The organism is Pseudooceanicola sp. NS-SX9 (assembly GCF_057380705.1).
In genome coordinates this window covers 1,234,575-1,258,580 of the sequence record NZ_CM170818.1, presented here as the reverse complement: position 1 = coordinate 1,258,580, position 24,006 = coordinate 1,234,575, and the positions used below count along the sequence as shown (strand labels likewise).

The following is a 24,006-nucleotide window of genomic DNA, read 5'->3' as shown; positions in this document are numbered from 1 at the left end:
GCTTCTCCACCGGGTTTGGAACATTTATCGATGCGCCCCGGCACCGAGAAACGAAATTCCTTATTTCCCGGCCCCAGTGGCACGGACACAGGATTATTTCCTATTATAGGGGCAAGTCAACGACGCCATGAAAGCCCTGCGATGCGACACTTCCCGATCTTCCTCGACATGGACCGCGCCCGCGTGCACGTCTCGGGCGGCGGCGATGCGGCGCTGGCGAAACTGCGTCTGCTGCTGAAGACCCGTGCCCGTATCGTGGTCCATGCCGAACACCCCGCCCCCGAGCTGCGCGACCTGGCCCGCAACGGCCGGCTGGAGCTGACCGGGGCGCCGCTCAGCGCCACGGCCATCGCCGGCGCGACGCTGGTCTATGCCGCCGACGAGGACCCCGCCCACGATGCCGAAACCATGGCCATCGCCCGTGCCGCGGGCGTGCTGGGCAATATCGTCGACGATCTGGACGGCTCGGACTTCATCACCCCCGCCATGGTCGACCGCGCCCCCCTGACCATCGCCATCGGCACCGAGGGCGCCGCCCCCATGCTGGCCCGCGCCCTCAAGCGCGAGCTGGAAGACCGCCTGCCCCTGGCCACCGCCGATCTGGCCCGCGCCGCCCAAGCGTTCCGCCCGGCGGCCGAGGCCGTGCCCCACGGCCGCGCCCGCCGCGCCTTCTGGGCCGAGTGGTTCGACAGCCACGGCCCCGCCGCCCATGACCGCGGCCAGCCGCTGGATCAGGCGCTGCAGGACCTGCTGGCGCGCCACCTGACCGCCCCGGGCGCCCAATCGCGCATCACCCTGACCTTCACCGGCAGCGATGACCCGGACATGATGACGCTGAAGGCCCGCAAGGCGCTGGATGCGGCCGATGTCGTGGTTCACGATGCCGACATTGCGCCTGCGATCCTCGAACTGGCCCGCCGCGAGGCGCGTTTCATCCGTCTGGCCTCGGGGCCGAACCGCATTCCGCCGCTGCATCAGCTTCTGTCGCTGGAGGCTGACAACGGCGCCCATGTGCTTTACATCGCCGCCGATCCGCTGCCGCGTTCCCTCGCGGCGGCCTGCCGCCGCAGCGGCGTCACCGTCGACACCATTCCCGGCATCGCAGCCCGAGAGGCCGCGCAACTGAAGGAAACCGCCTGACATGCCCCGTCCGTTCACGCCCAAGGTCGTCACCGCCAATGCCCTTCTGGAAGGGGATGTCGTCTATTTCACCGCCGCCGACACCTGGACCCGGCACCTCTCCGAGGCCCAGATGCTGCGCGATGAAGACACCGCCGACGCCCGCCTGAAGGTCGCAGCCAAACAGCAAAGCCAGATCGTCGGCGCCTATCTGACCGACATGAAGGATGGCGAGGCCGGCCCCGAACCCACCCATTTCCGCGAGGATTTCCGCCGCACCGGCCCCTCGAACTACTTCCACGGCAAGCAAGCGGAGGCCTGAGCCCATGTACCAGTACAACGACTTCGACCGCGCCTTCCTGGCGGAACGCAATGCCCAGTTCCGCCAGCAGGTGGAACGCCGCATCGACGGTGCGCTGACCGAGGACGAGTTCCGCCCGCTGCGCCTGATGAACGGCCTCTACCTGCAGCTGCACGCCTATATGCTGCGCGTCGCCATCCCCTATGGCACGCTGCGCGGCGAACAGATGCGGATGCTGGCGACCATCGCCGAGAAGTGGGACAAGGGCTATGGCCACTTCACCACCCGTCAGAACATCCAGTACAACTGGCCCAAGCTGCCCGACGTGCCGGATATCCTGGACGCGCTTGGCGAGGTGCAGCTGCACGCCATCCAGACCTCGGGCAACACCATCCGCAACGTGACCGCCGACCATTTCGCCGGCGCCGCCGCGGATGAGCTGGCCGATCCCCGCCCCGTGGCCGAACTGCTGCGCCAGTGGTCCACCGACCACCCGGAATTCCAGTTCCTGCCGCGCAAGTTCAAGCTGGCCGTGTCGGGCGCCGAACATGACCGCGCGGTGCTGCGCGCCCATGACATCGGCATCCAGCTGGTGGAACAGGACGGCCAGCGCGGCGTGCGCGTCTTTGTCGGCGGCGGCCTGGGCCGCACGCCGGTCATCGGCAAGGTCATCAAGGACTTCCTGCCGGAAGCAGACATGCTGCCCTACCTGGAAGCGATCGTGTCGGTCTACAACACGCTTGGCCGCCGCGACAACAAGTACAAGGCCCGCATCAAGATCACCGTGAACGAGAACGGCCTCGACACGCTGCGCGAAAAGGCCGAGGCCCGCTTTGCCGTGCTCAAGCCCCTCTTCGAAGGCGTCGACCAGCAGATGCTGGCCGGGATCCGGCAGATGTTCGCGCCGCCCGCCTTCCGCAATGCGCCCCTTGACGGCTATGAGGCCGCGCGTGACGCCAACCCCGCCTTCCGCGCCTGGACCGACACCAACCTGTCGGCCCACAAGCAGGAGGGTTACGCCATCGTCACCGTCTCGCTGAAAAAGCACGGCGAGACCCCCGGCGATGCCACCGCCGAGCAGATGCGCCTGCTGGCCGATCTGGCCGAGAAATACGGCCATGACGACATCCGCATCAGCCACGAGCAGAACGTCATCCTGCCGCATGTCCACAAGTCCGACCTGCCCGCGCTTTACGAGGCGCTGAAACCGGCCGGTCTGGCGACCGCGAATGTCGGGCTGGTGTCGGACATCATCGCCTGCCCCGGCATGGACTACTGCGCGCTGGCGACCGCGCGCTCGATCCCCGTCGCGCAGGAGATCGCCACCCGCTTCGAGGAACTGAAGCTGGAGCACGAGGTCGGCCCCCTGAAGATCAAGATCTCGGGCTGCATCAACGCCTGCGGGCATCACCACGTCGGCCATATCGGCATCCTGGGCCTGGATCGCGCGGGCGTCGAGAACTACCAGATCACCCTGGGCGGCGACGGCTCCGAGGATGCGGCGCTTGGCGAACGCACCGGTCCGGGCTTTGCCTATGACGAGATCACCGGTGCGATCGAGACCATCGTCAAGACCTACCTCGGCCTGCGCGAAAGCCCCGAAGAGACCTTCCTGGCCGCCTATCGCCGGGTCGGTGCGCAGCCCTTCAAGGACGCGCTCTATCCCGAGAAAGCCGAAAGGAAGGCCGATGCCGCCTGAAGCAGCCATGGATTTCGGGGCCCCGCCCTCGCCCGATGTGGCGGCACGGGTGGCTGCCCTGAACGCGCGCTATCGCCACCACGGCGCCACCTCGGTGCTGGAGGCCGCGCTGAAGGATCATGACGTCGGCAACCTTGCCATGGTCAGTTCCTTCGGGGCGGAATCGGTGGCGCTGCTGCACCTTGTCTCGATGGTGGACCGGGCGGTTCCGGTCTATTTCATCGACACGCTGATGCTGTTCCAAGAGACCCTCGACTATCAGGTCGAGGTCGCCGAACGGCTGGGCCTGAAGAACATGCGCATCATCCGCCCCGCGCCCGCGACGCTGGCCAAGGAAGACCCGGACGACACGCTGCACCTCTTCGACACTGACGCCTGCTGCGACCTGCGCAAGACGCGCCCGCTGCAGCAGGTGCTGGGCCAGTTCGACGGCTGGATCACCGGCCGCAAGCGCTTCCAAAGCAGCACCCGCGCCGCGCTGGAGTTCTTTGAGGCCGATGGCGAGGACCGCATCAAGGTCAACCCGCTGGCCCACTGGACAGCCGAGGACGTGCGCAACTACATGGAGGAAAACCGCCTGCCCAAGCATCCGCTGGTGGCAAAGGGCTACCCTTCCATCGGCTGTGCGCCCTGCACCAGCCCGGTCAAGCCGGGCGAAGACCCCCGCGCCGGACGCTGGCGCGGACAGGACAAGACGGAATGCGGCATCCACGTCGTGGATGGCAAGATCGTGAGAGGACCGAAAGCATGAGCATTATCGTGACCGACGAGGGCTTCTCGGCCCAGGACTGGGCCGCCGACCTGCCGGAAACGGATGTGGTGGTGCTGACCTCCGACACCGATCCGCAGACGGCGGATGCCGGCACTGCGACGCTGGTGAAGGTCGAATTTCCCTCTTTCGCGGACGGCCGGGGCTTTACCATTGCCCGCGTCCTGCGGCAAAAGGGCTATACCGGCAAGCTGCGGGCCGCGGGTCATGTCATCGCCGACCAATATGCGATGGCCCGCCGGTCGGGCTTTGACGAGGTCGAGATCAGCGACGACCTTGCCGCGCGCCAGCCGGAAGATCAGTGGAAGTTTCGGGCAAACTGGACGGCGAACGACTATCAGTCGCGCCTGCGCCGCGCCTAAAGCTTTCGAATTCAGGATTTCCGAGGTAGGAAGGGTCGAGAGATCCTTTGTGTACAAATGAATCAGACAGCCGTGACCGATACCGCTCCCGCCCAGAAGGCAACCCCCGCCCTGCCCGACGCCCAGACCGTGACATTCGTCAAGCACTGGACGGACCGGCTGTTCAGCTTCCGCGTTTCGCGGCCCGCCTCGCTGCGCTTCCGCTCGGGCGAATTCGTGATGATCGGCCTGATGGGCGATCCTGACGAAAAGACCGGCCGCCAGAAACCGATCCTGCGCGCCTATTCCATCGCCTCCCCCTCCTGGGACGAGGAACTGGAATTCTACTCGATCAAGGTGCCGGACGGTCCGCTGACCTCGCGGCTGCAGAAGATCGAGGTCGGCGACCAGATCATCCTGCGCCCCAAACCCGTGGGCACGCTGGTGCATGACGCGCTGCTGCCGGGCAAGCGGCTGTGGTTCTTCGCCACCGGCACCGGGTTCGCCCCCTTCGCCTCGCTGCTGCGCGAACCGCAGACCTACGAGGATTACGACGAGGTGGTGATCACCCACACCTGCCGCACCCTGGGCGAGCTGACCTATGGCGCCGAGCTGATCGAAAGCCTGAAAACCGACGAGCTGCTGAACGAGCTGATCGGCGAAGGCTTCTGGAAGAAGATCCGCTACTATCCCACCACCACCCGCGAAGACAGCCCCAAGATGGGCCGCATCACCGATCTGATGCGCTCGGGCGAGGTGTTCGCGGATCTGGACATCGCGCCGATCAACCCGGAAACCGACCGTGGCATGGTCTGCGGCAACCTCGCCTTCAACATCGAGATCAAGGAACTTCTCGAAGGCTACGGCCTGGAAGAGGGCGCCAATTCCGACCCCAAGCACTACGTGGTCGAGAAGGCCTTCGTCGACTGATATCCCCCTTGACGGGCAGAAATCAGGGCAGCGGCACCCCCGCTGCCCTTCTGCATGGCCGCATCTGGCGAAAAGCCGCTTGAAAACCAGCCTTCCCGGGCTTATTTTCCCGCCTCAATTCTTCCAACGATCAAAGGAACAAAACCATAGCTCGCAGACCCCACAACGCGCCGCCGACCCGTGAAACCGGCCCCCGCGTGAATGACCGTATCCGCTGCCCCGAAGTCCGCCTGATCGGCGCCGAAGGCGAGAACCTTGGCGTGGTGACGCCCCAGCGGGCGATGGCACTGGCCGAGGAAGCCAGCCTCGATCTCGTCGAGATTTCGCCGAACGCAACGCCTCCGGTCTGCAAGATCATGGACTTCGGCAAGTTCAAGTATGAACAGCAGAAGCGCGAATCCGAAGCCCGGAAGAAGCAGAAGGTGATCGAGGTCAAGGAAGTCAAATTCCGCCCGAACACCGATGTGCACGATTACGACGTCAAGATGCGCAACGTCGTCAAGTTCCTGGAGAACGGCGACAAGGTAAAGGTCACCCTGCGGTTCCGCGGCCGCGAGATGGCGCACCAGAACCTGGGCCGTGACCTGCTGGAACGCGTGGCGGAAGACGTCAAAGAACTCGGCAAGGTCGAAAACATGCCGAAGATGGAAGGCCGCCAGATGGTCATGATGATCGGCCCGATGGCGCGCTGATCCATCCCGCTTCCGACACTGCAAACGCCCTCCCCGACCGGAGGGCGTTTTCACATCCCGCAAGCCCCCACCTCAGGCCCCCCGGCATCCCGGCCTGTCATCTTTCCGAAAAATACGGCCGCCGGAGGCAGGCGCGCAGCGCCTCCCCCGCCCGCAGCCCCCGGGAAGCGCACGCCAACACCCCGCCTCGTCCGCCCGCAACCGCCCCTTCCGCCCCCGCGCCGCGTCAAGCGGCCTTCCGACACGACAAAGCGAACCGGGACAGCCCGCCCCCACACAGGCCCCCATCCCAGCCGCCTGCACGGGCCTCTGCCCCTGGCGCCCACCGGCTTTCATCTTTCCCCAAATATGCCCGCCGGAGGCGCCCTCAGCCCGCGCCCGGCCTTGTCCTGGGCTCACGCGGCTGCGGCCGGCTGGGAATTTCCTTCAACAACCCACCAACCCCCATCCGCGCGATATCGTCGCTCTCGGGGCGCAGCCCGCACAGCATCCGCTCCAGCACCCAGTCGGCGCCGTTCAGCGCCGGGCTGCGCGCGCATCCCGGCAGTCCGATCACCGGCACATCCCCCAGGGCGCCAAAGAACAGCAGGTTCCCCGGATCGACCGGCATCCCGAAGCGCGTCACCGTCCCGCCCGCCCGGCGCAGGGCCTCGGGCGCCACGTCGCGCGGATCCGAGGTGGCCGAGCCGGTCAGGATCAGGATCATCTCGGGCGCGCCCGCCGCCAGCTGCGCCAGACCTTCGGCCAGCGCCCCGGTGCGGTGCGGCACGGCGATGTCGGCCTCCAGCGCCGCCTCCAGCCGCGCCAGCCGGCGCCCGATCGCGGAAATGTCCTCCTGCGGATCGCTGCCGCCAACGTAGCTGCGCAGCAGGGCCACCCGGCGGCGCACCGGCGGATGCAGCCGCAAGGCCTCCTGGCCCGCCGCACAGGCGGCCTGCAGGGCCGCGCCGGGCACCGCGTAAGAGATGATCTTGACCGTCGCCACCATGGTCCGCTCGGCGCAGCGCTGCCATTCGGGCACCGTGGCCACGGAAATCATCGGATCGATCCGGTTCAGCGCATGGATCCGCCCGGCCCCGACCTCCAGCACGCCGGGTCCCGCGGCATGGATATTGACCCGCCCCGTCGCCGCCGCCCCCAGCCGCAGCCCGACGCCCGCGGGATCGGGCACCAGCGCCTGCGCCAGCTGCAGGGCGGCGGCGTCCTCGGGCACGTCACCGGCCTCCAGCCGGGCCGCGACGACCTCCTGCACCCCCGCCGCCTGCAGCCGCAGCAGATCGGCGGCCTCCAGCAGCTTGCCCTTGCGCATCCGGCCATCGGGCAGCGTCAGCGAATGCGCCAGCACCGCCCCCAGCGCCCCGGACACCGGCACGGGGCCGAATTTCATGCCTGCCCCTTGCGCAGCACCTGGACCATCTCGGCCAGGACCGAGACCGCGATCTCGGCCGGGCCGGCCGCGCCGATGTCCAGCCCCACCGGCCCGTGGATGCGCGCCAGATCCAGCTCGGTAAAGCCCGCCGCCTGCATCCGTTCCAGCCGCCGCGCCCCCGTCCGGCTAGAGCCCAGTGCGCCGATGTAAAAGACATCGGACCGCAGCGCCTCGATCAGCGCCGGATCGTCAAGCTTGGGATCATGGGTCAGCAGCACCACCGCCGTGCGCGCGTCCAGCCCCACCGCCCGCAGCGCCTCGTCCGGCCAGTCGTTCAGCACCCGTTCGCCGGGGAACCGCGCGGCCGAGCCGAAGCTTTCCCGTGGATCGACGATCACCGGATCGAACCCCGCGATCCGCGCCATCGGCACCAGCGCCTGGGCGATATGCACCGCCCCGATCACGATCAGCCGCAGCGGCGGATTCTGGATCAGCACAAACCGCCCGTCGTCCTCGAACCCCGAGCGGTCCATGCGGAAACGGTCCTCGAACCCCTCCTGCGCCAGCCGCTCGACCCGGCCTTCGGCGTCCGAGACCACCGCCACCCGCGCCCGGCTCGCGCGGCGTTCGACCAGTTCAGCCAGCGCCACGTCGGGAAAGGCATCACCCACAGGCTGCACCAGCACCCGGATCCGCCCGCCGCAGGCCAGCCCCACCGCGAAGGCATCGCCATCGCTGACGCCGTAGTCCAGCAGCCGGGGCGCGCCGTCCTCCATCGCCTCCAGCGCCTCGACCACCACCGCGCCCTCGACGCAGCCGCCCGAGACCGAACCTGCGATCTCGCCATCACCGGAAATCGCCAGCAGGCTGCCCACCCGGCGCGGCGCGCTGCCCCAGGTTTCGACCACGGTGGCCAGCGCCGCACCGCGCCCGGCGCGGTACCACGCCAGGGCGCGTTCGGGGATATCGTCGAAAAGGTCCATGGCCGTCTCCTGTCAGCCGGGGCGCACAGGTCCCGATGCCGTCAATCTAGGGTCGAAACGGCGAAAGGGCCACGCTTTCGCATGGCCCTTCCCCGGCGTAGCACTGCCGTCGTGCCGCTTATTGCTGCAGCAGTGGCGTGATCCGGCGCACGGCGGCGCGACGGTTGTCACGGTTGTCCGAGGCGGTCTGCACCTTCAGGTCGCTCTCGCCATAGCCCTGGACGACCATGTTCTCGGGCGGGACGTCGAAATATTCGGTGAGCGCCAGCGCCAGGCTCTCGGCGCGGCGGTCCGACAGCGCCAGGTTGGCAGCCGCATTGCCCACCGCATCGGTATGGCCCTCGACCAGAAAGACCTCGGCGGGATTCGCCTGGATCATGTCGGCCATCGCCTTGCCCAGCGCCGCCAGGTGCTGTGCCTCTTCAGGCTGGATCACCGCCGAATTGGTGGCAAAGGTGATGTCATCCAGCGAGATCTCGGGGACCAGCTTGCGCACGGCCGAGATGTCGCGGATCTGCCCCAGCGAGAAGGTCCGACCCACCTTGACCTGCTCATTGCGCAGGGCGCGTTCCAGCGCGGAGGAATCCGAATTGCTGTATTCGATCACCTGGTTGCGAGGCTTCGGCAGGTCGGCCACGTTCACCCGCTTGTAGCTGCGGGTGTCATCGAACAGCACCACCCGGTCGCCATTATCAAGCACGCGCGAGCGTTGCAGCACCGTGCCGTCGGCGGCGCGGATGGTCTCGATCCGGGTGCCGTCCTGACGCACGACCGTGGTGCGGGTCGAGCCGTCCGAGAAGGTTTCGGTGCGCAGGTCGTTGCCCGGCTGGCGCAGCAGGACGTTGTCGTCCTTCAGCACGCGGTACTGGCCGTCGTTCAGCACGACCACCCGGTCACCGGTGTTCGACACCACCTTGTCGCCGTTATTGAGCATGCTGCCCACGGCATAGGCGCCGACCCCCACGATGGCGGCCTTGGCAATGGCATCGAAGAAGTCGTTGCCGTCCTTCTTGGCCTCACGGCCCGAGGGGGCGGGCGCCTTGTCACCTGCCTTGTCACCCGGGCGCTGCGTATCGCCGGGACGGGTGCGGAATTCCTCGCCCGAGGTGCGCATCTCGGACTTGGTCACCTTGTCGTCCTCGACATCGGCGGCCTTGCCATTGCCGGCGGCGGCGACGTCCCGGCGGCGATCCTGGCGGTCCGCCTCGCGCTTGGCCTGCTGTTCGGCCTGCTGACGGGCGTCCTGGCGGACACCGGGGTTCTCGGCGGCGGCGGTTTCCTTCTTCAGCTCCTCGGGGGCCACCTGTTTGGGGGCGTCCTTCGGCGCATCGCCTTTGTCCGCGTCACGGCGCGGCTGCTGGTCCGGCGCACCGTCGGCCCTGGCGGGGGCCTTGTCGTCCATCTTCGGGCCACCCTGTTGATCCGAGAGCTTCTTCTTCAGCGTATCGCCATCGGGGGCATCGCCCTTCACAGGCGCATCGGCCTTGGCGGGGGCCTTGTCTTCGGCCTTCGGGCCGCCCTGTTGGTCCGAGAGCTTCTTCTTCAGCGCGTCAGCATCAGGGGCATCGCCCTTCGCAGGCGCATCGGCCTTGGCGGGGGCCTTGTCATCGGCTTTGCCACCCATCTTCGCAGCGGGTTCGGCGGGCTTTTTCTGCGCATTCGGAGCGGCAGCGGGTTTGTCTTCGCGGGCCTGCGGCTTGGCGGAAGAGGCAGGTGCCTCCTGAGCCCCCTCAGGCTTGGCCTGCGGCTTCGAGGATTTCTCGGGCGCCGGGTTGTTCTTGCGGGCCTCGGGCGTCACGGATTTCTCGGGCGCCTTCGGGGCGGCATCGGCATTGCCGGCCTTCTTCTCAGCCTGGGGTGCGGGGGCCTTTTTCTCGGGCTGAGGCGCGGGTTCGGCCTTGCGCTGCTGGCCTTTGGACTGATCGTGGGCCTTGCAGTCCTGGCTCGGGGCGCATGCCTCCTGGCGCGGTTTCTGAGCCTCCTTCCCGCCGTCATTCGACTGCGAGAAACCCGTGGTGGGAATGGCAAGGGCAATGCTCATCACCAGGGCCGTGGTGCTCTTCAGCAGGGTCTTGGTCATCGTCTTCCTCTCTTCCGTCGGTTTTGACGGTTTCAGGGCCTACAACTTCCGAGAACACATTCCGGTTCAATGCTGCGTTGCAGGAGGGCAGCGGATTCCCGCCATATCACTCACGCAGCAGACACATCAGGCGCGCCTTCTCGCCGGTATCGGCGGGCTGCGACAGGGCCAGGGCCAGGGCCTCCAGCGAGGCCAGGGAATGCACCGTGCGCAGGCTGTCGACATGCGGCAGCAGGGCCGCGATGCCGCGTGCCTTGGGCGCAAAGCCCGCGTAGCGCAGCAGCGGGTTCAGCCAGATCAGCTGGCGGCACGACAGCTGAAGGCGTTCGGCTGCGCGCCCCAGCTGCCCGGGATCGCCCCGGTCAAGGCCATCAGAGACCAGCAGCACCACCGCGCCCCGCGACAGCACCCGCCGGGACCAGTCGCGGTTGAAGGCCTGCAGGCAGTCACCGATCCGGGTGCCGCCCTCCCAGTCCTGCGCCTCGGCGCCGGCGGCGGCAAGGGCTGCGTCGACATCGCGGGTCGCGAGGTGGCGGGTGATACAGGTCAGCCTGGTGCCGAAGGTGAAGGCCTGGACCCGGTTCCAGCCGGTGCCGCCCCCGGCCCCGCGCCGGTGCGGGCGATTGGCCACCGCATGCAGGAACTGCAGCACCATCCGGGAATAGAGGCTCATCGAGCCGGAAATGTCGCACAGCACCACCAGATCGGGCGCCCGGGTGCCCGGCGCCTTCCAGGCCGGGTGCAGCAGTTCGCCGCCCTGGCGCAGCGCGGCGCGCAGGCTGGCGCGGGGATCAGGGCGGCCGCGCGGTGCGGGCCGGGCCCGGCGGTCCGGTAGCGGCGGCACCGGCAGCGCCAGCCGCGCCAGCATCCGCCGCGCCTGCGCCAGCTCGTCGGTGCTCATCTGTTCGAAATCGAGATGCCGCAGCCGTTCGCGGGCCGATCCGGTCAGGCTGGCGTCGATGCGCAGGGCCTCGGCCGGTTCGGGGGGCGGCAGGTCGGGTGGTGGGGCGTCGCCCGTCAGCGCCTCGGCGGCGCGGCGTTCGGCGGCCGCAGGCGTGTGGGGGGCGGTGGTGCCGCGCAGTGAGGGCAGCATCAGCGACATCATCTGTTCCATGAAGCGCGGGTCGCGCCAGAACAGCCGAAAGAGCTGGTCGAAGACGGCGGTCTCTTCGGGGCGCGAGACCAGGCAGGCATGCAGCGTCCAGTAGAAATCGCGGCGCTCCGACAGGCCCGCGGCCTCGACCGCGCGGATCGCCTGCAGGACGCGGCCCGGGCCGATGGGCAGGCCCGCGCGGCGCAGGGCGCGGGCGAAATGCACGATGTTGGCAGCAAGGCGCGGCCGGTCTGGCAGCGGGAAGGGCAAGGCTTCGGTCATGGCGGTGCGACGGGGGGACGCGCTGCGACGGGGGGACGCGCTGCGACGGGGGGACGCGCTGCGACGGGGGGACGCGCTGCGACGGGGGGATTTTGCATCCCCCCGACCCCCTGCAGCATATTTGCGGAAAGATGAAGGCACATGTCAGGCGGACGGCAGGCTGGCGCGGATTTCGTCCAGCAGGCGGCGGGCCCCGGCGCCCTCGATCCGGGCGATGTCGTCCTGGTATTTCAGGAGCGCCCCCAGCGTGTCCGAGATCACCTCCGGGGTGAGGGCGATCACGTCGAGCGCCAGCAGGCATTTCGCCCAGTCGATGGTTTCGGCGACGCCCGGCTGCTTGAACAGGTCTTCCGTGCGCAGGCGCTGCACGAAAGCCACCACCTGACGCGACAGCGTTTCGGGGGCCTCGGGGGCGCGGGCGGCAAGGACCTGCAGCTCTTGCGCGGCATCGGGGTAGTCGACCCAGTGATACAGGCAGCGCCGTTTCAGCGCATCGTGGATCTCTCGGGTGCGGTTCGAGGTCAGGATGACGATGGGCGGTTCGGGGGCGCGGATCGTGCCCAGCTCGGGGATGGTGAGCTGGAAGTCAGAGAGGGCTTCCAGCAGGAAGGCCTCGAACGGGTCGTCGGTGCGGTCAAGCTCGTCCACCAGAAGCACGGGCGGGCCTTCGGGATGCGGGCGCATGGCCTGCAGCAGCGGGCGTTCGACCAGGAAATCCGGGCCGAAGAGGTCGCGCTGCAGGCGGTCGGGGTCGGCGGTGCCGGTGGCCTCGGCGGTGCGGATGGCGATCATCTGGGCGGCAAAGTTCCAGTCACAGACCGCCGAGGCCGCATCGAGCCCCTCGTAGCATTGCAGCCGGATCAGCCGCCGGCCCAGGGCCGCGGCCAGCGCCTTGGCGATCTCGGTCTTGCCGGTGCCGGGGGCGCCTTCCAGCAGCAAGGGCCGGCCCAGGCGCAGCGCCAGGAAGCAGACCGTCGCCAGCGGCCGGGCCGCGACATAGCCCTGCCCCGCCAGCAGTGTCGCGGTATCGTCGATCGAGGCGGGCATCGGCATGGGGGTCCTCCGGCGGGATGCTGTTTCAGCCTGCACCGGGCGCGGCCAAGGTCAAGGGATGGATTGACCGAAGGACACCTTATGCGGCACGATCCATGATGAAACACGCCTTATGAGGGAAACCGGAGAGCGCATGCGCATCACCGCCGTGACCTGCGTCAAGAACGAGGGGCCCTTCCTGCTGGAATGGATCGCCTGGAACCGGCTGATCGGGGTGACGGACCAGCTGTTCTACTGGAACGACTGCGCCGACGGCACCGAGGCCCTGCTGGAGGCGCTGGCGCAGGCCGGCATCGTGCAGCACCGCCCCAACCCCGCCGAGGGGCGCAACTACCAGATGGAAGCGCTGAAGGCCTGCCGCGACGAGGCCGTGGTGAAGACGGCGCGCTGGCTGTGGATTGCCGATGTGGACGAGTTCCTGAACATCCACGCGGGCGATCACACGATCCCGGCGCTGATCGCGGCCTGTGGCGATCCCCAGGCGATCAGCCTGCATTTCCAGTTCTTCGGCAATGACGGGATCGAGGCCTACGAGGACCGCCCCGTGATCGCCCAGTTCACCCGCTGCCACAATCCCGACGTCTGGAACGGCCAGCTGGCGATCGAGGTCAAGACCCTGGTGCGCAACGATTTCCCGCTGCGTTACTATGGCGCCCACCGGCCCTTCTTCGGCAAGACGCTGGCGCCGGAGAAGCGCCCGCGCTGGACCGACGGATCGGGCCGCGCGGTGCCGCACAAGTTCCTGGTGGCCGCCAATGAACGCCGCATCCGCCGCTTTCCGGCCCGGGGCGCGCGCGATCACGCGACGCTGAACCATTATGCGCTGCGCTCGCTTGAAAGCTATCTGGTGAAGAACGACCGCGGCGATGTGAACCGCGACAACCGCGCCTTCGACGACAGCTACTGGCGCGAGCGTGCCGATACCGACTGGCGCGACCGCTCGGTCCTGCGCAACCTGCCGGGGCTGGAGGCCGGGATCGCCGCGCTGAAGGCCCTGCCCGGGGTAGCCGCGCTGCACGAGGCCGCCTGTGCCTGGCACCGCGACCGCGCGCAGGCGCTGCTGCAGCAGGCGGGCTATGCGGCGCTGCGCGACCAGCTGCGCGCCGCCCCCCGCCTGCCCGCCGCCGAAACCGACCTGCTGGAGGCCCTGGGCGTGAGCCAGGCGCAGGTCACCGCAGGGACCCTGCCATGAGCCGGATGCAGGTGGTCAACCTCGGTCTGCCGAAATCCGGCACCACCAGCTTTGCCGAGGCGATGAAGGCTGCGGGGCTGACGGTCGCCGATCACCGGATCCGGCGCGGCCAGACGGTGGATGCGGCCCTGTGGCGCAACTTTGTCGGGCTGGTGATGTACCGCGGCTTCTACGGCTCGGGCGATCCGCTGCAAGGGCTGGGCGAATTCGACGCGGTGGCGGAATGTTCGTTCCTGAATGCCGGGCGCTCGGCCTGGCCGCAGATGGATTTCGCGCTGATCCAGGCGATCCGCGACCTGCATCCGCAGGTGCGCTTTGTCGCCACCTGGCGCGATCCGGCGGCGCTGGCGGGCTCGATGATGCGCTGGACCAACATGGCGACCCGGCTGGAGGACGCCAACCTGCCCGGCCTGCCCAACGGGTTCGGCAGCGACGAGGCCCAGCTGAGGCGCTGGATCGAGGGGCACCATGCCCATCTGCGCGCGCTTTTCGCCGGATCGCCGCAGTTCCTGGAACTGGATGTCGCGGCCGCCGATGCGCAGGCGCGCCTCGCGGGCTTTCTGGAGCGCGACCTGCCCTGGTGGGGCACTGCCAACCGCAATGATCGCCGCCCGGCGGAGGACGCATGAGGATCATCCTGCACATCGGCCCCGATTGCGCCGGCGCCCAGGCGCTGCAGAACGCGCTGGCCACGCGCCGCGATGCGCTGCTGTCGCAGGGGGTGCTTTATGCCCGCAGCCCCGGGGCCAAGAACCACACCCGCCTCTACATGGCCGTGACGGATCCGCACAACATCGACCCGCTGCGGCTGGCGCGCGGCTACATGATGCCCGGCGCCCAGGCGGGCCTGCTGCAGGAGGTCTCGGCCGATCTGAAGCGCGAGGTCGAGACGCGCCAGCCCGAACTGTTGATCCTGTCGGCGGGCCAGCTGCTGACGGGGCTGATGCATCCGGGCGAACTGGCGCGGCTGAAGGCGCTGCTGGCGCCACTGTCGGATCAGATCACCGTGCTGGCCCATGTCGATCACCAGGCGCGGATGATGGCGCGGGCCTGGGCGGCGCAGGTGCTGGAGGGGCGCACCACCTCGCTTGAGCGCGAACACGCCATCGGCCCCGACGAGGACTGGCGCGAGGCCTGCCTGCAGGACCTGCCCGAGGCCAACCCCTTTGCCGCCCGCTTTGCCCGCACCCAGGCGCCGTTGTTCTGGCTGGACTATCCGCGGCTGGTCGAAAGCTGGGAGGCGGTCTTTGGCGCGGGCAGCATGGTGCTGCGCCCCTATGACCCGGCGATCATTCATTCCCCCCGCGTGGCCGAGGAACTGCGCGACGGCTTCGGGCTGACGGGCGATCTGGGCCAGGGGCCGATCAGCGCGCCGCCGGTGACGCTGGCCGCCGCCACACTGACCCGGGCGCGGCGGATGAACGCGCTGCTGGCGCTGTATCTGGAACGCAACCGCCGGATCCTGCCGCGGCAGCTGTGGATGCGGCTGCTGGGGGAACTGTCGGTGCCGGGCCCCGCCCTTGATCCCGGGACGCTGGCGCCGCTTTGCGCGCGTTTCGGTGCCGGCAATGCCGCGCTGCTGTCGCGCTGGCCGGATCTGGCGCGGGTGCTGATCCCGCCCCCGCCCCCCGAGGACGACGGCCCCTGGGAGGAACCAGAACCCACCCGCGGTTTCCGCGCCTCGCAATACCTGCTGGCCTTCCGCTGGCACATCGACCATGCCGACCAGGACAACAAGGCCGCCGAGGCCGAGGCCTATCTGTCGGGCGCCGAAACCGCCCCCGGCCCCGCCCCCGCCGACGACAGCGCCCTGAGCGAGACCGCCCGCCGCATCCTGCCCCCCGAGGCGATCACCCGCTTTCACCACCTGCGCACCGGCCCCTTCGCCCCGCATGACCGGCTGGGCTCGGTTCAGGAGGATGCCGAGGCACCCCCCTTCACCGCCCTGCCGCCGCGCCGCCGGGCGCCCGGGCGCACCGGCCGCGTCGTCGTCGCCTGCATGAAGAACGAAGCGCCCTACATCCTGGAATGGGTGGCCTATCACCGGGCGATCGGCTTTGACGATTTCCTGATCTTTTCCAACGACTGTTCCGACGGCACGACGCAGATCCTGGACCGGTTGCAGCAGATGGGCATCCTGCAGCACCGCAACAACGACGGCTGGCAGGGCAATTCGCCCCAGCAATGGGCGCTGGACCGCGCGCTTGAGGAACCGGTGATCCGCAATGCCGACTGGATCGCGCATTTCGACGTCGACGAATTCGTCAACATCCGCTGCGGCAACGGCACGCTGGACGATTTCCTGTCGCGCGTCCCCGAGGCCACCAACATCGCCATGACCTGGCGCCTGTTCGGCCATGACGGCGTGACCCTGCTGGAGGACCGCCCCGTCATCGCGCAATTCGCCAGCTGTGCGCCGAAATACTGCCCCAAGCCCCATACCTCGTGGGGGTTCAAGACCATGTACCGCAACATCGGCGCCTATCAGAAGCTGTCCTGCCACCGGCCCAACAAGCTGGACGAAGGCCGCGCGCCGCAGGTCCACTGGGTCAACGGATCGGGCCAGCCCATGCCCGAGGCGCTGCGCAACGGCTGGCGCAATTCCAAGGCCTCGGTCGGGTATGACCTGCTGCAACTGAACCACTACGCGCTGCGCTCGGCCGAAAGTTTCCTGGTCAAGCGCCAGCGGGGGCGCGCGCTGCATGTCGACCGCTCGATCGGCTATTCCTACTGGCTGCGGATGGACTGGAACGACCACCGCGACATCACCATCATGCGCAACCTGCCGCGCCTGCAGGCGGAACTGGACCGGCTGAAGGCCGACACGACGCTGGCAGCGCTGCACCAGGCGGGCTTTGCCTGGCACCGCGCCAAGGTCGAGGAACTGCATGGCATCCCGGAATTCCACCAGCTGTACGAAGAGGCGCTGAAGCTGAAGCTGACCGCCACCGAACGCGCCGCCTTCGCCCTGACGGTCGAGCAGACCGGCCATTCCGCCCCGGTGGCCATGGGCCACTGATGCGCATCCTGGGGATCCTGTGCCTGAAGAACGAGGGCGCCTTCCTGCTGGACTGGCTGGCCCATCACCGCGCCGCAGGCCTGACCGATCTGCTGGTCTTCACCAATGACTGCACCGACGGCACCGATGCCATGGCCGATCGCCTGCAGGCCCTGGGCCTGCTGCGCCACTGCCCGAACCCCGCCCCCTGGGACCGCCGCGGCATCCAGTTCACCGCGATGAACCGCGCGGCGCAGGACCCGCTGCTGCAGGCGGCCGACTGGATCCTGCCGCTCGACATCGACGAATTCGTCAATGTCCACACCGGCGACCACACCCTGCCCGCGCTGATCGCCGCGCTGCCGCAGGCCACCGCCATCCCGCTGACCTGGCGCGTCTTCGGCAATGCCGGGGTCATCGCCTACGAAGACCGCCCCGTGCCGCAGCAGTTCCGCCGCGCCGCGCCCCGGATCATCCACTGGCCCTGGCGGCTGGCGATGTTCAAGACGCTCTACCGCAACGACGGCAGCTATCGCAAACCCGGCATCCACCGCCCCCGCGCCCCCGATCCCGCCCGCCTGCCGCAGGTGCAATGGTGGGATGGCCACGGCCGCCGCCTGCCCGACAGCTACGCGCGCGAGCGCATCTTTTCGCCCTATGGGCGCGACAATCACGGTCTGGCGCAGCTGAACCACTACCCCCTTGGCGCGCTGGAAAGCTACCTGCTGAAGGTCGACCGCGGCCGCGCCGTCCACAGCGGCGATCTGCTGGGCATGGATTACTGGGTGGAACGAAATCTCAACCAAGAGGAGGATGCCTCCATCAACGCCCTCGGCCCGCAGGTTGCGGTGGAACGCGCCCGCCTTGCCGCCGATCCGGCCCTGCAAAGCCTGCATGACGCGGCCGTCGCCTGGCGCCACGCGCGCTATGAAACCCTCATGAAACAGGAACCTTACCGGGCGCTCTTCACGCGGCTTCTGATGACGCCCCCCAGTCGCGCTCTGACCCCGGACCAGGCCCGCCTGATGCTGCACCACGCCCTGGGCGCATCCGAGTGACGAAAATTTTTCTCATCCCCTGCCGATTTCGGAAACATCTGGTTAAGGTTGTTTGGGCGAGATGACAGGGCCGCAGCCCGCGGCCCGGATCGGCGGAGGATCGGATGGCCCCGGAGACTGACAGCGCAAGGCTTCCTTCCCTGGCGGGGCTGCCACCCGGCGCCTGGCTGCGCGAGGTCGCGGCGGTGTCGCGCCGCCGGGGCTTTTTCCATCCGCTGGGGCCCCGGCATTTCGCCAGCTTCCTGATCGGCGGCCGCACCCTTCTGGTCAGCTTCGAAACGGTGCCGGCCATGCGCTCGCTGGGCGAGCGTGCGCAGCCGCTGGGCTGGCACCTGGTCGAGGAATCGGGCTGGTCGCACCTGTGCCTTGGCGCCGAGCACGACACCTGGTTCCGCGCCCCCGAGATCGCGGATTTCTTCGACACGCTGGAAGAGGACGGCTTTTTCGACCAGTTCGACACGGTGCTGTTCCACGGCGCCGGGCCCTGCGGCTATGCCGCCTGCGCCTATTCCGCCGCCAGCCCCGCCGCGACCGTTCTGGCGATCCAGCCGCAGGCCACGCTCAGCCCCGCCCGCGCCGGCTGGGACGACCGCTTTCCCGAGGCCCGGCGCCTCGATTTCACCCATCGCTACGGCTATGCCCCGCAGATGCTGGAGGCGGCCGAACGCGCCTTCCTGCTCTATGACCCCGACGAGGCGCTCGATGCGATGCATGCCGCGCTCTTTGCCCGGCCGCATGTCACGGAACTGCGCCTGCGCCACATGGGCGACGCGCTGCAGGGGGCGCTCTTGTCGATGGAACTGCTGCATCCGCTGCTGCTGGCCGCGGCCGAGGGCAGCCTGACGCCGCGCGGCTTTGCCCGGGCCTTCCGGCTGCGGCGCAACCATGTGCCCTACCTGCGCCGCCTGATGGCGCGCCTGGACGAGGCCGGCCATACCGCCCGCGCCGACGTGGTGGCAGCCAACGTGGCGCGCCGCCTCGACCTGCCGCGCTTTCGTGCCCGCGCCGAACGGCCGCGCCCGCTGCGCCAGCGCCTGGCCGAGTAAATCTCTTCCGCTTCACGCCGCTTTGCCGTAAAGCGGCGCCATGACCCAGAGCCTCACCCTCCGCCGCCCCGATGACTGGCACCTGCACCTGCGCGACGGCGCGATGCTTGGGGCCGTCCTGCCCGAAACCGCGCGTCATTTCGCCCGTGCCATCATCATGCCGAACCTGGTGCCGCCCGTCGTCACCGGCGCCCAGGCCGCCGCCTACCGCGAGCGCATCCTGGCGGCCCTGCCCGAAGGCATGACCTTCGAGCCCCTGATGACGCTCTACCTGACCGAGGACACCGATCCCGCCGATGTCGCGGCCGCGGCACAGTCGGGCCTGGTGAAGGCGGTCAAGCTCTACCCGGCAGGCGCCACCACCAACAGCCATTCGGGCGTGCGCGATTTCCGCAAGGTGATCCCGGTGCTGGAAAAGATGGCCGAGGTCGGCCTGCCGCTGTGCACCCATGGCGAAGTCACCACCCCCGAGGTCGACATCTTCGACCGCGAGGCCGTCTTCATCGACACCGTCCTCGATCCCCTGCGCCGGGAAATCCCCGAGCTGCGCGTGGTCATGGAACATATCACCACCTCGGATGCGGCGGATTACGTGCGCGCCTCGACGGGCAACCTCGGCGCCACGATCACCACGCACCACCTGGTGATCAACCGCAACCACATCCTGGTGGGCGGCATCAAGCCCCATTACTACTGCCTGCCGGTCGCAAAACGCGCCACCCATCAGCAGGCGCTGCGCAAGGCCGCGACCTCGGGCGATGCGCGCTTCTTCCTGGGCACCGACAGCGCGCCGCATGTGGACCCGGCCAAGGAATGCGCCTGCGGCTGCGCCGGCTGCTTCACCGCCACCAACACCATGGCGATCCTGGCGCATGTCTTCGAGGAAGAGAACGCCCTCGACCGCCTCGAAGGCTTCACCTCGCTCAACGGCCCGGCCTTTTACCGCCTGCCGGTGAACCAGGACACCATCACCCTGCTGCGCGCGCCCAAGGACTATCCCGCCAAGATCCACAGCGGCGACGGCCCCGTCACCGTCTTCGATCCGGGCTTCACCCCGGCCTGGCACGTGGCCGACTGACCCATTTTCTTGTTCCAAATACCTCCGCCGGAGGCTGGGACGCGCAGCGCGCGGCCCAATCCCCGGGCCAAGGGCCCGGGAACGCCTCCGGCGGGCATATTTTTGGAAAGATGAAACAGACCATCGAGAGGACATGACATGATCCCCAGCGCCTACCCGAGCAAGGAAGAAATCGCGCGCCTGACCGCCGGCATGCTGCTGGACATCAAGGCCGTGCATTTCAACGCCGACGAGCCCTTCACCCTGGCCTCGGGCCTGCCCTCGCCCACCTATATCGACTGCCGCAAGCTGATCTCCTTCCCGCGCATCCGCTCGACGCTGATGGATTTCCTGGCCTGCACCGTGATGCGCGGCGCCGGTCTTGAGGCCTTCGACAACATCGCCGGTGGCGAAACCGCGGGCATTCCCTTCGCCGCCCTCGTGGCCGAGCGCATGGCTCTACCGATGACCTATGTGCGCAAGAAGCCCAAAGGTTATGGCCGCAATGCCCGCATCGAGGGCGCCATGACCGAGGGCCAGCGCGTCCTGCTGGTCGAGGATCTGACCACCGATGGCGGCTCCAAGCTGTCCTTCGTCGATGCCATCCGTGACACCGGCGCCGAATGCGGCCACACGGCAGTGATCTTCTTCTACGACATCTTCGACGGCACCCGCGAGAACCTGCGCGAGCACGGCGTCGAGCTGCACCACCTGTGCACCTGGTGGGACGTGCTGGCCGTCGCCCGCGAACGCGAGGCCTTCAGCGCTGCGACCCTCGACGAGGTCGAAAAGTTCCTGAACGCGCCGCGCGCCTGGCAGGACGCCCGCAAGGGCTGATCCCGGCCCGCAGGGCAGATAGCGAAAATTTGCTGCCGGGCCCCCGGTCTTCCCCCGGGGCCCGCGCAGATCTTGACCCGAAGCGGGACCTGCCCACAGAATGTGGGGCGGCGCGGTTCTCCACAGGTTATCCACAGAGATTTATACATTGGCCGCGCGCCCGGGCTTCTGTAGAACCGGGCGATCACGGACAGCGCGGGTCTGGGGGCCTGTCGCAGGGCGTCAGGCAGCCTTCGTCCGAAAAGACAAGAGCGGGCCGGCAGGCAGATCGGGGATGGCATGAACGAGATCACGACTTTCAACGCCACGGGCGAAACCACCGATATCACCGAGGCGATGCCGCATTCGGTCGAGGCCGAACAGCAGCTGCTGGGCGCCATCCTGACCAACAACGACATCTACGACCGCATCGCGCAGATCATCAACGCCAAGCATTTCTACGACCCGGTCCATGCCCGCATCTTTGAGGTCGCGGCCGCCCGGATCGCGCGCAACAACCTGGCCTCTCCGGTGACGCTGAAGGCCTTCCTGGCCGATGACGAGGGCCTGAAGGAACTGGGCGGACCGGCCTATCTGGCGAAGCTGGCGGGGGCTGCGGTGTCGTCCTACGCGGCGCGTGACTATGCGCAGATGATCTATGACCTGGCGGTGCGGCGCGAGCTGATGAAGCTGGGCCGCGACATTGCCGACCAGGCAAGCCGGGTCGCGGTGGAAAACGATCCCAAGGAGCAGATCGTCCAGGCCGAACAGCGCCTTTACAAGCTGTCGGAACAGGGCCAGTCGGAATCGGGCTTCGTGTCGTTCCTGAAGGCCGTGACCGATGCGGTGAACGTCGCCAATGCCGCCTACCAGCGCGAGGGCGGGCTGGCCGGTGTCTCGACCGGCCTCATGGACATGGACCGCAAGCTGGGCGGCCTGCACCCGTCTGACCTTCTGATCCTCGCCGGGCGTCCCTCGATGGGCAAGACCTCGCTGGCCACCAACATCGCCTTCAACGTTGCCAAGGCCTACAAGCGCGGCATCAAGCATGACGGCACCGAAGGCGCCATCGACGGCGGCGTCGTGGGCTTTTACTCGCTGGAGATGAGCGCCGAGCAGCTGGCGGCGCGTATCCTGTCGGAAGCGGCCGAGGTGCCCTCGGAGCAGATCCGCAAGGGCGACATGACCGAAGAGGAATTCCGCCGCTTCGTCGAGGCCGCCAAGCAGCTGGAAGCCTGCCCGCTTTACATCGACGACACGCCTGCCCTGCCGATTTCCCAGCTGGCGGCGCGGGCACGGCGGCTGAAGCGGACCCATGGGCTGGACCTGCTGATCGTCGACTACCTGCAGCTGTGCCGCGGCACCGCCGAGAACCGCGTGCAGGAGATTGCAGAAATTTCCATGGGCCTGAAGGCCGTCGCCAAGGAACTGAACATCCCCGTCATCGCCCTGTCGCAGCTGTCGCGTTCGGTCGAAAGCCGCGAGGACAAGCGGCCGCAACTGTCGGACCTGCGGGAATCGGGCTCGATCGAACAGGATGCCGACGTGGTGATGTTCGTGTTCCGCGAGGAATATTACGTCGAACGCGAAAAGCCCTCGGATGACCGGCTGGACGAGATGGCCGCCTGGCAGCAGCGCATGGAGCGCCTGCATGGCAAGGCCGAGGTGATCATCGGCAAGCAGCGTCACGGGCCGATCGGCACGGTCGAACTGTCCTTCGAGGGCCGCTTCACCCGCTTCGGCAACCTGGTCAAACCCTGGCAGAACGACCAGCCGGACTACTGAGTCCCCCATCGTTTCGCAGTTGCAGCAAAGGCGCCGCCCGAAAAACGGGCAGGCGCCTTTGTCCGTTTTCCGCGATTTCACCGGAAATACGGTGAATGGACGAAATCGAAATCTCGCGTTAAGCTAAAATGGCTAGTTCCTTGAGCATCTCTGGCGGTCCCTGACCGGGGACTGCTGCAGCGCAGCACATGCGCTGACCAGCCCTGCCACAGCGACCGGACACTTGCCTCATGCGACATATCGTACTGTCCCTGCTTCTGCTTTCCCCCCTGCCGGTGGCCGCCCAGACGGCCGATTTCAGCTATGACCCGACCAAGGTCGAGGTCGATGTGGAACTGGCGCTGATGGTGGACGTGTCGCGGTCGATGACCGCGAACGAGCTTGAGATCCAGCGCCACGGCTATGCCGCCGCCCTGACCTCGGACGAGGTGATCTCGGTCATCGGGCAGGGTCTGCTGGGGCGGATCGCGGTCAGCTACGTCGAATGGGCGGGGCCGGGCAGCCAGCGGGTTGTCGTCGACTGGACCACCATCGGCACCCGGGACGAGGCGCAGCAGGTGGCGCTGACGCTGATGAACAGCCGCCCCTACGGCATGCAGCGGACCTCGATTTCCTCGGCGCTGGACTATGCCGGGCAGACCATTGCCCGCAATGCCTACGAAGGGCTGCGCAAGGTGGTGGACGTGTCGGGCGACGGGCCCAACAATTCGGGCGATCCGGTGACGCCCGCGCGCAACCGGCTGCTGGCCCAGGGTATCACCATCAACGGCCTGCCGCTGATGACGGATGAGGGCGTCGGCAGCCGCTGGACCATCACCGATCTGGACGCCTATTACCGCGACTGCGTGATCGGCGGCCAGGGCGCCTTTGTGGTCGCGGTGCATGACTGGAACGAATTCGCCCATGCGGTGCGCCGCAAGCTGGTGATGGAAATCGCCGATCTTGGCCCGCAAGCGCCCCCTCCCCAATCGCCGGGCCAGGACTCTTCGCCCGCCAGGCCCGCAGGTTTCCCCCCCCCGCCGGCCGAGGCGCGCCTTCTTCCCATCGCCGGCACCGCGCCGCAGGAAAGCTATGATTGCTTGGTCGGCGAAAAGACCTGGGACAGCTTCCGCCAGGCCTGGGAACCCTGATCCGGGCAGACCCCGGCACGGCACCGCCGGTCACATGACCGCGACCTGCCCCCGCCCGGACGGCTGCCCGCGCAGCCCCGGCCCCGCTTTTGCCCCGGCCTTTGACCCGGGCCGGGGCAAAATCCGGGCCGTGACCGACCAAAGACGGGCCTGCCCCGGCGGCGGACCGCCGGGAACGGGGTGGCACCGGGCCGCGTGCTTTCGTATTGTGCT

At 68.2% G+C, this 24,006-nt stretch carries 21 protein-coding genes; 16 read left to right on the top strand and 5 right to left on the bottom strand.

Annotated features, from left to right (window positions below; translation table 11 throughout):
- Nucleotides 1–141: 141 nt before the first annotated feature.
- The 7 genes from AC2ITM_RS05995 (at nt 142) to infC (ending at nt 5,851) form a co-directional block, all read left to right on the top strand.
- On the top strand, nt 142–1,140 hold the full coding sequence (locus tag AC2ITM_RS05995) for an NAD(P)-dependent oxidoreductase (RefSeq protein WP_486468915.1): 999 nt from the start codon (nt 142–144) through the stop codon (nt 1,138–1,140).
- A gap of 1 nt (nt 1,141) precedes the next feature.
- Nucleotides 1,142–1,441, top strand: a complete 300-nt coding sequence (locus AC2ITM_RS05990) for a DUF2849 domain-containing protein (RefSeq protein WP_486468914.1) — start codon at nt 1,142–1,144, stop codon at nt 1,439–1,441.
- A 4-nt stretch (nt 1,442–1,445) separates the two neighbouring features.
- Nucleotides 1,446–3,119 carry a nitrite/sulfite reductase gene (locus AC2ITM_RS05985; RefSeq protein ID WP_486468913.1) on the top strand — a complete coding sequence of 558 codons (1,674 nt, stop codon included), beginning with the start codon at nt 1,446–1,448 and terminating at the stop codon, nt 3,117–3,119.
- Complete coding sequence (locus AC2ITM_RS05980; RefSeq protein WP_486468912.1) at nt 3,109–3,870, top strand: phosphoadenylyl-sulfate reductase; 762 nt, start codon at nt 3,109–3,111, stop codon at nt 3,868–3,870. The genes AC2ITM_RS05985 and AC2ITM_RS05980 overlap by 11 nt, the downstream gene beginning before the upstream one ends.
- Entirely contained in the window at nt 3,867–4,250 is a 384-nt protein-coding gene (locus AC2ITM_RS05975) for a DUF934 domain-containing protein (RefSeq protein ID WP_486468911.1), read from the top strand. Before AC2ITM_RS05980 ends, AC2ITM_RS05975 begins: the two co-directional genes overlap by 4 nt.
- 57 nt (nt 4,251–4,307) lie before the next feature.
- Nucleotides 4,308–5,159 (top strand): ferredoxin--NADP reductase, encoded by an 852-nt coding sequence (locus tag AC2ITM_RS05970; RefSeq protein ID WP_486468910.1) that lies wholly within the window; start codon nt 4,308–4,310, stop codon nt 5,157–5,159.
- A 197-nt stretch (nt 5,160–5,356) separates the two neighbouring features.
- Nucleotides 5,357–5,851: a translation initiation factor IF-3 gene (gene infC, locus AC2ITM_RS05965; RefSeq protein ID WP_486468909.1), complete on the top strand. Its 495-nt coding sequence runs from the start codon at nt 5,357–5,359 to the stop codon at nt 5,849–5,851.
- 367 nt (nt 5,852–6,218) lie between these two features.
- Here the strand turns inward: infC and AC2ITM_RS05960 are convergent, their stop codons facing one another.
- The 5 genes from AC2ITM_RS05960 to AC2ITM_RS05940 all read right to left on the bottom strand — a co-directional run bounded on the left by AC2ITM_RS05960 (nt 6,219) and on the right by AC2ITM_RS05940 (nt 12,711).
- The gene (locus AC2ITM_RS05960; protein ID WP_486468908.1) at nt 6,219–7,238 is read right to left on the bottom strand and encodes a molybdopterin-binding protein; all 1,020 of its coding nucleotides are present in this window, start codon (nt 7,236–7,238) and stop codon (nt 6,219–6,221) included.
- The gene (locus AC2ITM_RS05955) at nt 7,235–8,203 is read right to left on the bottom strand and encodes an XdhC family protein (protein ID WP_486468907.1); all 969 of its coding nucleotides are present in this window, start codon (nt 8,201–8,203) and stop codon (nt 7,235–7,237) included. Before AC2ITM_RS05955 ends, AC2ITM_RS05960 begins: the two co-directional genes overlap by 4 nt.
- Before the next feature lie 118 nt (nt 8,204–8,321).
- Nucleotides 8,322–10,283, bottom strand: coding sequence for an OmpA family protein (locus tag AC2ITM_RS05950; protein WP_486468906.1), 1,962 nt, complete (start codon nt 10,281–10,283; stop codon nt 8,322–8,324).
- Between the two features lie 106 nt (nt 10,284–10,389).
- Nucleotides 10,390–11,658 (bottom strand): vWA domain-containing protein, encoded by a 1,269-nt coding sequence (locus AC2ITM_RS05945; protein WP_486468905.1) that lies wholly within the window; start codon nt 11,656–11,658, stop codon nt 10,390–10,392.
- Nucleotides 11,659–11,802: 144 nt separating this feature from the next.
- Nucleotides 11,803–12,711, bottom strand: coding sequence for an AAA family ATPase (locus tag AC2ITM_RS05940; protein WP_486468904.1), 909 nt, complete (start codon nt 12,709–12,711; stop codon nt 11,803–11,805).
- A gap of 133 nt (nt 12,712–12,844) precedes the next feature.
- On the opposite strand from AC2ITM_RS05940, the gene AC2ITM_RS05935 reads away from it, so the two are divergent.
- The 9 genes from AC2ITM_RS05935 to AC2ITM_RS05895 all read left to right on the top strand — a co-directional run bounded on the left by AC2ITM_RS05935 (nt 12,845) and on the right by AC2ITM_RS05895 (nt 23,793).
- Nucleotides 12,845–13,903, top strand: coding sequence for a glycosyltransferase family 2 protein (locus AC2ITM_RS05935; protein ID WP_486468903.1), 1,059 nt, complete (start codon nt 12,845–12,847; stop codon nt 13,901–13,903).
- Nucleotides 13,900–14,532: a sulfotransferase gene (locus tag AC2ITM_RS05930; protein WP_486468902.1), complete on the top strand. Its 633-nt coding sequence runs from the start codon at nt 13,900–13,902 to the stop codon at nt 14,530–14,532. The genes AC2ITM_RS05935 and AC2ITM_RS05930 overlap by 4 nt, the downstream gene beginning before the upstream one ends.
- Nucleotides 14,529–16,922, top strand: coding sequence for a glycosyltransferase family 2 protein (locus AC2ITM_RS05925; RefSeq protein ID WP_486468901.1), 2,394 nt, complete (start codon nt 14,529–14,531; stop codon nt 16,920–16,922). The genes AC2ITM_RS05930 and AC2ITM_RS05925 overlap by 4 nt, the downstream gene beginning before the upstream one ends.
- A complete protein-coding gene (locus tag AC2ITM_RS05920; protein ID WP_486468900.1) occupies nt 16,922–17,959 on the top strand; it encodes a glycosyltransferase family 2 protein in 1,038 nt (345 codons plus the stop codon). The genes AC2ITM_RS05925 and AC2ITM_RS05920 overlap by 1 nt, the downstream gene beginning before the upstream one ends.
- 104 nt (nt 17,960–18,063) lie before the next feature.
- Nucleotides 18,064–19,005, top strand: a complete 942-nt coding sequence (locus AC2ITM_RS05915) for a phosphoadenosine phosphosulfate reductase (RefSeq protein WP_486468899.1) — start codon at nt 18,064–18,066, stop codon at nt 19,003–19,005.
- A 40-nt stretch (nt 19,006–19,045) separates the two neighbouring features.
- Nucleotides 19,046–20,083, top strand: coding sequence for a dihydroorotase (pyrC, locus tag AC2ITM_RS05910; RefSeq protein WP_486468898.1), 1,038 nt, complete (start codon nt 19,046–19,048; stop codon nt 20,081–20,083).
- A gap of 138 nt (nt 20,084–20,221) precedes the next feature.
- The gene (locus AC2ITM_RS05905; RefSeq protein WP_486468897.1) at nt 20,222–20,899 is read left to right on the top strand and encodes an orotate phosphoribosyltransferase; all 678 of its coding nucleotides are present in this window, start codon (nt 20,222–20,224) and stop codon (nt 20,897–20,899) included.
- A 279-nt stretch (nt 20,900–21,178) separates the two neighbouring features.
- Nucleotides 21,179–22,663 carry a replicative DNA helicase gene (locus AC2ITM_RS05900; RefSeq protein WP_486468896.1) on the top strand — a complete coding sequence of 495 codons (1,485 nt, stop codon included), beginning with the start codon at nt 21,179–21,181 and terminating at the stop codon, nt 22,661–22,663.
- Between the two features lie 230 nt (nt 22,664–22,893).
- Nucleotides 22,894–23,793, top strand: a complete 900-nt coding sequence (locus tag AC2ITM_RS05895) for a DUF1194 domain-containing protein (protein ID WP_486468895.1) — start codon at nt 22,894–22,896, stop codon at nt 23,791–23,793.
- Nucleotides 23,794–24,006 lie beyond the last annotated feature (213 nt).